Origin of the sequence: Rhizobium sp. PEPV16, assembly GCF_008919455.1 — a bacterium.
Classification (GTDB): Bacteria; Pseudomonadota; Alphaproteobacteria; order Rhizobiales; family Rhizobiaceae; genus Rhizobium; species Rhizobium leguminosarum_Q.
Genome location: NZ_VSZV01000281.1, coordinates 14233 through 23678 on the forward strand (window position 1 = coordinate 14233; position 9446 = coordinate 23678).

Below are 9446 nucleotides of genomic sequence, written 5' to 3' on the forward strand. Positions count from 1 at the left end.
GAACCAGCTCAGGATTGGGTGACGACCGTTAGAGCGCCGCGCGTCTCGAAAGACGCGCTAAGGACGCTCTAACACTTTGGGTTTTCGCATAATTCCTTTCCGAAAATCGATTTCGATTTTCGGGGTTATGCGCTAGGCGGCCGTCACGCCGACCTTCACCGGGGGAAAACGCGAGGAGACTGCTTCGACGGTGATCTCGCCAGTGAACCCCGTGGCCTCCAGCCAGAAGCCGGCAGTGCCGCCCTGCAGTGGCACGTTGGTCGGGCCGACGATCCTTGCCGGGCCGTGCACCTTTAGCGAAATGCTGTCGTTCATGAAAGGCAGGCGCTGGCCGCGCTGGTCGAGGGCGCGGATGATGACGCGCGTGCTGTCGCGTTCGCGGGCTTTCAACGTGGGGCTATCGGCAACCACTTCCAGGGTCGTCGGCAATGGATCGGCCGCCAGCGTCAGGCTGGCCACCGGCTCGCCGCCGATATAACCGGTGAAGGTGCCGTCGATCCATTCGAGACCCCAGGTGCCGAGCTCGTCGGCAGTGAAATGACGATGGTCGAGCACGACGGGCGGATGTGGCAGATGCGGGTAGTTCTCGCGGTCCGGACCGATACGCTTGGAAAGCGAGCCATATTGCAGCTCCACCTCGTCGCAGTTGGTCAGGATGATCAGCGGCAGCACGCCGCCGATATTGCGTTCGCCGCGCGCCCAGAAGGTCACCGGCTTCATGACGATCTCCTCGGAAGGGTCGCACTGGCTAATATAGGCATAGGCGGCGAATTTCGGCTCGCGGAACATGTCCATGACGCCGTGATAGCAGATGCGGTCGCCGGAGCCGAAATCCTTGTGGGTGTTGTAATCGAACATGCACCAGCCGATGGCGCCTGATATATCGGGATCGCCATAGGCGGCATTCAGCACTTCCAGGTGACGGCGCACATGCTCGGCCTGACGCTGCTCCTGGTCATAAATCTTCGTCGGGTGCATGTGGCCGTTGAACTCGGTGATGAGGTACGGCACCTTGTGCGACAGTCCGGTATTTTCCTGCTGGGCGCGCAGCGCGGTGCGCGGGCGGTTGGCGCCCGGCAGCTCTTCATTGCCGAGGGTGAAGTCGTTCATCGTATAGACGTCTTCGAGCAACTCGCTCTCGGTAAGATAACGCACGCCGCCGGTCTGGCGGGTGCTGTCGAGTTCACGGGCCAACCGATTGGTCTCGGCGTAGAAATCGTGATCATCCTGCGATTCGTTGATGCGCACGCCCCAGATGATGATCGAGGGATGGTTCCAGTCGCGCTCGATCATGCGGCGGACGTTCTCGATCGATTCCTGCTGCCAGCCGGCGTCGCCGATATGCTGCCAGCCGGGGATCTCCTCGAAAACCAGCAGGCCGATCGCGTCGCATCGATCGAGGAACCATTTCGACTGCGGATAATGCGAGGTGCGGACGATATTGCACTTCAGCACCGTCTTCATGATGTCGGCGTCACGCTCCTGGGCAGAGCGGCCGGCGGCATAACCGACATAGGGGAAGGCCTGGTGACGGTTGAGGCCGCGCAGCTTCAATGGCTTGCCGTTGAGGAGGAAACCTTCCGGCGTGAATTCGGCGATGCGGAAGCCGAACCGGATGGAAATACGGTCGGAGCCGTGTTCGGTCCTGAGCTCGACGGTGACGTCATAGAGCGTGGGATCGGTGATGTCCCAGAGGGCGATGCCGGTGAGGCCGCCAAAGGAGAGCGTGGTGCGGCTGCCGATCGTTTCGGTCGCGGCAGTGGCGACCACCGTGCCATCGGCCTGTTTCAGCGTGGCGGTGACGGTCGCCGAGAAGCTGCGGCCCTCGGGATTGGCGATGTCGACGCGGATGGTCGCCGATTTCTCCGGGCGAAGAACGTCAGTGGTTTCGATCTTGAGATTGCGGATCGAGACCGGGTCGGTGACCTTCAGCCAGACGTCGCGGTAGATGCCGGCATAGGTCAGATAATCGATGCGGCCGCCGAAAGGCGGAATGTCGGGGTTCTCGCTGCCGTCGATCTTGACGGTGACGAGGTTCTCGCCCTTGACGAGCTTGCCGGTGAGACGAGCCTCGAAGGGGGTGTAGCCGTCCTTGTGGGCAATGATTTCTTCGCCGTTCAGATAGACGACGCTGTCGGCCATGGCGGCGTCGAAGACGAGCGAGACCTCGCGGCCCTCGAATTCCGGCAGCCAGCGCAGCACCTTCTGATAGGTGAAGGCGCGCTGATAGCTGGTCTCGTCGAAATAGCTGAAGGGCAGTTCGACGGCGGTATGCGGCAGGCTGACCGACTTGGCGGCATCGAAAGCTTCGAGCAAACGCTGGCCGAAGCCCTCATGGAAACTCCAGCCTTCGTTGAAGGAAACGACGGAACGCATTTCAGGCTCTCCCGGTTACGGCATCAGGGACGGTGCGGCGCCTTTCGGCGCGTGAAAATTGAGTCATGGTATTCCTCCTTGATGCAATGGGTGCGAGCTGTCAGGCGGTTGAGCCCCAGCGGGCGGTGCAGGTGAGCGTGATGCTGTGCGGACCTTCGATCTCGGCGTCATGGCGTTCGATCAATTCGACGACGGCATCGATGAAGGCGACGTGGTCGAGGCTCAGCGTGGTGAGGTCGTTGCAATCCCAGGCGGCCATGGCGATGCCGTCCTGGCCGACGATGGCGATATCATCAGGCGTGTTCTTGCCGAGCACCCGGCGGGCTGCATCGCGCGCACCGATCGCCATGACATCGTTGCCACAGATGATGGCGTCGACCTTGTCACGGTGCAGCAGGAGCACGGCTTCCTTGAAGCCGGAGTCATAGGAGTAGTCACCGAAGGCCTGGGCCTCGAAGGCAAGGCCGCGCTTGGCCAGCGCATCGGCGAACCATTTGCGCCGGAGCTTGTCGATCCAGCTTGAATTGGTGCCGGAGAGGTAGGCGAAACGCTTTTTGCCGTCGCGGACGATCTTGTCGATGATCTCGTCGGCGGCCTCAGCGCCGTCGATGCGGATGCTGGAGACGTTTTCGTTGTCGAGCGGTTCGAAGGAGACGATGATCGGCTTCGTCGTGTGGAAGATATCGACGGCATCTTGCATCGACACCATGTCGGAGAAGACGACGACGTGATCGACCTGATAGGTGGAGGCAAGGCGCATCAGCTGCAGCCGGTCGGAATGATCGGTGCAGCAGAGGATGATCGGCAGCAATTGTCTCGCCTGCAGGCGGTGGACGAGAAGCTGCTGCTCCTCGGCCTCGCAAGGGTTGCCGATCGCATTGACGACCAAGGCGACGAGCCGCGAGCGCTGGTTGTTCAGCGAGCGGGCGATCGCGTTCGGCTGGTAGCCATGTTCACGCGCGACGGCGAGGATGCGGTCGCGGGTGGCGCTGCCGATGCGCGAATCCGGCGAGAAGGCGCGGGAAACGGTGGCGGAGGAGACGCCGGCGAGTTTCGCCAGTTCCTTCGAGGTGATCCGCCGTCTATTTATTCCGCTCATCTTCAGCGCCTATTGGGCGACGATCCTGACGGAAGCGCCGTCGGCCGCTGCCGATTCCTTGATTGCATCCCATAGCCTAGCGAATCTGAGGCCCATTTCAACGGAGCCGGAGTTTTCCATCTTTCCCTCGCGAATGGCGAGGAAATTCTTCATCGGGTTGCCGAGAATCTCGGCTTCCTCGCGCGGCTCGGCGGTACGTCCGATGCTGATCTCGCGCCAGCCACCCCAGGCGTCGATGCGCACGATCGCCTTCGAATAGAAGAAGGTGATATAGGAAGCGCAGCCCGGAGGGCCTTCGCCGGCGGCCGTCAATGTCGCCAGCGCGCCGTTCTTCAGCCGGGCGGAGACGGCCGTGGTGATATCGACCTGTCTGCCGTGATTGTTCATATAGGCGGACACACTGTCGAAGTCCGAATTGGCGAGCAGGCAGACGGTGTTCATCATATGGGCGCCGGTATCGAACATGAAGCCGCCGCCGGAGATGTCAGGCTGCTGCTTCCAGTGGCCGTCGTAATTGGACGACCAGCTTTCCCAGATCATGCCCGATATGGCGATCAACGCGCCGAATTCGCCGGCGAGAGCCCGCCGGCGCGTGTCGAGCACCAGCGGCGACAGGCCGCCCTGGAAGGCGGTGACGATGGTGACGCCGCTCTTTTTCTGTGCGGCGATCAGCCTCTCGGCCTCAGCAACCGTCGTCACCATCGGCTTTTCCAGGAAGAGATCGAGGCCAGCCTCGGCGACGGCAGTTGCCTGCTCGGCATGGAAGGCATGCGGGGTCGAGACGTAGACGATGTCGAGTTCGCCCCGGCATTCCGCGAGCATCTGGCGATAATCCTCGAAGCTCCTCGGTTCTGGTGCGCCGGCGGCGAGGCAGACGTCGATCAGGCGCTGGCGCGACGCCGCCGTGGTGTCGGCGAGTGCCGCGAATTCGATCTCCGGCATCTTGACCCAGCTCTCGGCATATTCCGCCGCCTTCAAGCCAGCGCCGATGACGCCGAGGCGCAATTTCTCAGACATGAATTCCTCCCTGAATACATTGTGCACACGATTACACAAACGGTATAGTGATGGCAATATCTAAATAAATAAGTAATATCAGTATATTAAAGCTCAGTATCGAATCTTTTCAAAAACCGTCTTGTCAGCATTCGGAATGCGTGTACATTTTCACGACCGGTGCTGGAGGGCGCCGTGTCTCTACAAAAGGGAGGACTTCCGTTGAAGAAAATGGTTCTTGGCGGCCTATGCGCCATTCTGCTGAGCGCGGTTTCGACGCTGGCACAGGCAGAAACAATCCGAATTGCAAATCATGGTCAGGCCGGCATCGACGCGATGAAGTCGACGGTCGAGCGGATCGAAAAGAAATATGGCGTCACCGTCGAGGTCATCGAATATCCGGCACCCGACAAGGATTATCTGACCAAGCTCCTGACCGAGCTCGGCGCCGGCAACGCGCCCGACCTGTTCTCCATCCCGACGACGGCTGCGGTCGCCGACATGGTGGAAGCCGGTTACCTCGCGCCTGTTACCAAGGAGTTCAAGGCCTGGGACGGCTACGCCAACCTCTATGACGTCGCCAAGGAGCTTGCCGTCAGCCCGGATGGTGAAACCTATGTGATGCCGTTCATGCTCGGCATTCAGGAAATCTATTACCGCAAGGACGTTCTCGAAAAAGCCGGCATCTCCACCGAACAGCCGAAGACCTGGCAGGAACTTCTCGACCGCGCGGCGGAGATCAAGCAGAAGACCGGCGCCTACGGCCTGCTCTTTCCGGCCGGCGTTTCCTGGGGAAGCGGTGCCTTCGACGAAGGTTTCCAGCATCTGCTCGTCGGTTCCAAGACGCCGCAGCTGGTCGATGCCGACGGCAAGCTCGATCTGAATGGCGAAGGCATCAAGGATGTCTTCAACGTCTACAAGGAACTGATCGACAAGGATCTGATGCCGACGCAGCCGCTGCTCGGACCCGAGCCCTGGGTCGTGCCGAAGTACCAGATGTTCCCGGCAGGCAAGCTCGCCGCGACTACCTGCGGCTCCTGGTGCTATATTTTCGACTGGGGTCGCGAAAGCAAGAACCCGATCCCTGACGTGACGAAGGTGGTCGGCACCTGGACGGTTCCCGGCCAGAGCAGCGGCCAGTATGTGCTTGCCAATCTCGCTGCGCCGTGGGCCGTCAATTCCAAGTCGGCCAATACCGAACTGGCAATCAAGGCGCTGATGGAGATCGGCTCGATCGAGACGCAGGTTTCCTACGCCGCCCGCATCGGCAACATCCCGGCCAGCAAGGATGCGGCTGACAATGCCGAGTTCCAGAAGCTGACGGAACTGGTTCCGATCCATGCCGCGGCCGGAAACGGCGTGTTCCTGAAGCAGGCCTCCGGTTTCGGTACGGTCTCGGAAGGTGTCGCGCGCGCCACCGAAGCGCTGCTGCGCAAGGAAACCGATGCCGCCGGCGCCCAGAAGATCCTTGTCGACTACGTCAAGGAAACGCTCGGCGACGACATGGTCAAGTAAGCCCCGGCACGCTCTCTTCCGCCACGACGGGGACGCGGCGCCAACGCCCGCGTCTTCCCGCTTTCATTCGATAAGCCGGTTCCATCGATAAGGTTTGTGAGCTTCCATGGCCCGAAACTCTCATGAAAAGCGCGCCGAGCGGCAATGGCTGCTGATCCTGCTGCCCTCGCTGGTGCTGCTTCTGGCCTTCGTCATCTATCCGGCCCTCTATTCGATCTATCTGAGCTTCACCAATGAGGCGCTGACCGGGGCAGCGGCCCTTCGGCCCCGTTTCGTTGGTTTCAGGAATTACACGCGGCTCTTCAACGACGCGAAGTTCTGGAATTCGCTGTTCGTCACCTTCGTCTTCGTCATCGGTTCGGCGGTGATCGGCCAGTTCGTGCTCGGCCTGATCTCGGCAATTGCGCTGCGCCGGCCGATCCGCTTTCGGCGGGTGTTCTCGTCGATCATCCTGTTGCCGAACGCGGCCCCTGAAGTCGTCGCCGGTTTCATGTGGATCTCGATGCTGGCGGGCGGCGACAATGCCACACTCAGCCGCATCGTCAGCTTCTTCGGCATCACGCCGGCCGACTGGCTGCAGGTCTTCCCGCTGTCGATGATCATCGTCGTCAACACCTGGCGCGGCATCGCCACGGCGATGATCCTGTTGACGGCCGGCCTCAGCACCATTCCGGCGGAGATCTACGAGGCGGCCCGCATGGACGGCGCGACACCGTCGCAGATGTTCCGCCGCATCACCCTGCCGCTGATGATGCCGACGATCCTGCTCTATATGCTGATCTCGGCCGTCTCCACCATCGCCGTTTTCGGCCTCGTCTATGCGCTGACGCGCGGCGGACCGGGCGGAGCAACCGAGGTGGTCAGCATCTATATCTACAACCAGTCCTTTACGTCGTTCCAGCTGGGTTATGGTGCTGCGGTCGCCGTCGTCGCGCTCGTCATCTCGCTGATATTGGGTATCGCCTATGTCCGGGCCATGAAGGTGGAGGTCTGACATGGCCGTCGTTTCCCCGAGCGAAACCGCAAACAAGGGTCGCTCCGACCTCATCGCCTATGCGACGCTGTCGCTGATCTCGATCTTCTGCGCGGTGCCCTTCTTCTGGGTGCTGCTTGCCTCGCTCGACGGCAATGCCCAGCTCTTCCTGCACTGGCCGGAGCAGTGGACCTTCGCCAACTATGTCAGAGTCTTCACCAAGGAGGACGGGGCGAAGTGGCTGTTCAACTCGCTCTTCGTGGTCGCTAGCGCGACGCTGCTCGTCATGGTGCTTTCCGGGCTCGGCGGTTATGCCCTGTCGCGCACCCGGGCCTGGTGGAAGCTGCCCTTCCTCTACGCGATCCTGCTCATCCGGGTGCTGCCGCCGACGGCGCTGGTCGTGCCGCTCTACAAATTCCTGCTGACGCTGAATAACGCGGAAGCGGCGGTGCTCAGGCCGATCTTCGGCAGCTATGCCCGCGACATCATGCGCTGGACCGGCTTCATCGACGGTTATCTCGGGTTGATCCTGGTGCTTGCGACGATGCAATTGCCGTTGGCGCTCTGGATCATGAAGACCTTCTTCGACGGGCTGCCGAGGGACTATGAGGAGGCGGCGCTGATGGATGGGGCAACACTCTTCCAGCGCATCCGCCGGGTGCTGATCCCGCTGGCACTGCCCGGGCTTGCCGCCGCCGGGCTCTTCGCCTTCATGTCGGCCTGGGGCGATTTCCTCTTGCCGCTGATCTTCCTGTCGTCGCCGGAGCTGCAGACGCTGCCGCTCGGTCTTTTCCGCGCCTTCCTGCGCATCAACGAGATCGATTACGGCCTGCTGACCGCGCTGGCATTCATCTATCTGCTGCCTGCCGTCGTCGCCTTCGGTTTTGCGCGGCGCTTCCTCGTCCAGACGTTTTCGGGCGGCGTGAAGGGCTGAGATCAAGAAAGAGAAACAGATGATCAATCTCAGAAACGTTCGCAAATTCTACGGCGCGCTCGAGGTCATCAAGGGCGTCGACATCACCGTGGAAGACGGCGAATTCGCGGTTTTCGTCGGTCCGTCCGGCTGCGGCAAGTCCACGCTGCTGCGGATGATCGCCGGCCTCGAAGGCATCGACGAGGGCGACCTCATCCTTAACGGCACACGCATCAACGACGTGCCGCCCGACAAGCGCGGCATCGCCATGGTGTTCCAGTCCTATGCACTCTATCCGCATATGAGCGTTGCCGAAAATATCGGCTTTTCGCTCAGCCTGAAGAAAGTGCCGGAGGCGGAGATCCGCCGGCAGGTGGAAGCTGTCGCCGAAATCCTGCAGCTCACCGACTACCTCGACCGACGCCCGGCCGCGCTTTCCGGCGGCCAACGCCAGCGCGTGGCGATCGGCCGCGCCATCATCAAGAAACCGGCGCTGATCCTGTTCGACGAGCCGCTGTCGAACCTCGATTCGGCGCTGCGCGTGCAGATGCGCGCCGAGCTGCAGCGCCTGCACCGCGAGCTGAAAGCGACAGTCGTGTATGTCACGCACGACCAGGTCGAAGCGATGACGATGGCGGACCGTATCGTCGTGCTGAACAAGGGCGTCGTCGCTCAACAGGGCGCGCCGATGGATCTCTACCATCAGCCCGATAACGAGTTTGTCGCAACCTTCATCGGCTCGCCAAAGATGAACGTGCTGCCGATGACGGCGACGCGCCGGGATGCCGGCAAGGTGCATCTGGAAAGCCCGCTCGGCCTTTCCATCGACCTTTCAGACGCCAATGGCGCCGTGCAGCAGGGCGAGGCGAAACTCGGCATTCGGCCGGAACATCTGAAGCTCGCACCCCAAGGGCAGGGTGATTTTTCGGCCGAGGTCGTCATCGTCGAGCGTTTGGGCGTGGAGACCTATCTGACAGTCGGTTCGCAGCAGCAGCCGATCGTCGTACGCACGGAAGGCGACATGACCATTCGCCCCGGCGATCGCGTGTCGCTGACTGCCGAGCGCGCCGGTTGCCATCTGTTTGATTCCGCCGGCCGGGTAATCCGCTCGGCAACCGCTTGAAACACATCGAGGAATGACATGACAATCAAGGTCACGATCTGGAACGAAGGACGCCACGAGCAGGTCCACAAGGAAGTTCAGGATATCTATCCTGATCGTATCGACGGAGCGATCGCTGCCGGTATCGCCCACCCCGATTTCGAGGTTCGCCGCGGTACGCTAGACGATCCGGATGAAGGGCTGCCGGATTCCGTGCTCAATGATACCGACGTGCTGCTCTGGTGGGGGCACATGGCGCATGAAGAGGTCAGCGACGGGCTGATCGACCGCGTGCAGCAGCGCGTGCTGAAGGGCATGGGCCTGCTGGTCCTGCATTCCGGCCATCATTCCAAGCTCTTCCGCCGGCTGATGGGGACCAATGCCAACCTTTCCTGGCGCGAGACGCCGGAAGGCGACCTGGAGCGCGTTTGGGTGGTCAATCCCTCGCATCCGATCGCCGAGGGGCTGCCGC

At 61.6% G+C, this 9446-nt stretch carries 8 protein-coding genes; 5 read left to right on the plus strand and 3 right to left on the minus strand.

Annotated features, from left to right (window positions below; translation table 11 throughout):
• Nucleotides 1-132: 132 nt before the first annotated feature.
• The 3 genes from FY112_RS12880 to FY112_RS12890 form a co-directional block, all read right to left on the minus strand.
• Nucleotides 133-2376 (minus strand): glycoside hydrolase family 2 TIM barrel-domain containing protein, encoded by a 2244-nt coding sequence (locus FY112_RS12880; RefSeq protein WP_151518525.1) that lies wholly within the window; start codon nucleotides 2374-2376, stop codon nucleotides 133-135.
• A gap of 100 nt (nucleotides 2377-2476) precedes the next feature.
• Nucleotides 2477-3475, minus strand: coding sequence for a LacI family DNA-binding transcriptional regulator (locus tag FY112_RS12885; protein ID WP_151518526.1), 999 nt, complete (start codon nucleotides 3473-3475; stop codon nucleotides 2477-2479).
• 9 nt (nucleotides 3476-3484) lie between these two features.
• Nucleotides 3485-4492 carry a Gfo/Idh/MocA family oxidoreductase gene (locus FY112_RS12890; protein ID WP_151518527.1) on the minus strand — a complete coding sequence of 336 codons (1008 nt, stop codon included), beginning with the start codon at nucleotides 4490-4492 and terminating at the stop codon, nucleotides 3485-3487.
• A gap of 201 nt (nucleotides 4493-4693) precedes the next feature.
• Here FY112_RS12890 and FY112_RS12895 point away from each other — a divergent pair, with 201 nt between their 5' ends.
• The 5 genes from FY112_RS12895 to FY112_RS12915 form a co-directional block, all read left to right on the plus strand.
• Nucleotides 4694-5986, plus strand: a complete 1293-nt coding sequence (locus FY112_RS12895; RefSeq protein ID WP_018496912.1) for an extracellular solute-binding protein — start codon at nucleotides 4694-4696, stop codon at nucleotides 5984-5986.
• Nucleotides 5987-6092: 106 nt separating this feature from the next.
• A complete protein-coding gene (locus tag FY112_RS12900; RefSeq protein WP_003543165.1) occupies nucleotides 6093-6980 on the plus strand; it encodes a sugar ABC transporter permease in 888 nt (295 codons plus the stop codon).
• Nucleotide 6981: 1 nt separating this feature from the next.
• Nucleotides 6982-7893, plus strand: a complete 912-nt coding sequence (locus tag FY112_RS12905; RefSeq protein ID WP_151518528.1) for a carbohydrate ABC transporter permease — start codon at nucleotides 6982-6984, stop codon at nucleotides 7891-7893.
• Nucleotides 7894-7912: 19 nt separating this feature from the next.
• Nucleotides 7913-8995, plus strand: coding sequence for a sn-glycerol-3-phosphate ABC transporter ATP-binding protein UgpC (gene ugpC, locus FY112_RS12910; RefSeq protein WP_062943945.1), 1083 nt, complete (start codon nucleotides 7913-7915; stop codon nucleotides 8993-8995).
• 18 nt (nucleotides 8996-9013) lie between these two features.
• A partial coding sequence (locus tag FY112_RS12915) for a ThuA domain-containing protein (protein WP_181018205.1) occupies nucleotides 9014-9446 on the plus strand: 433 nt, incomplete at its 3' end.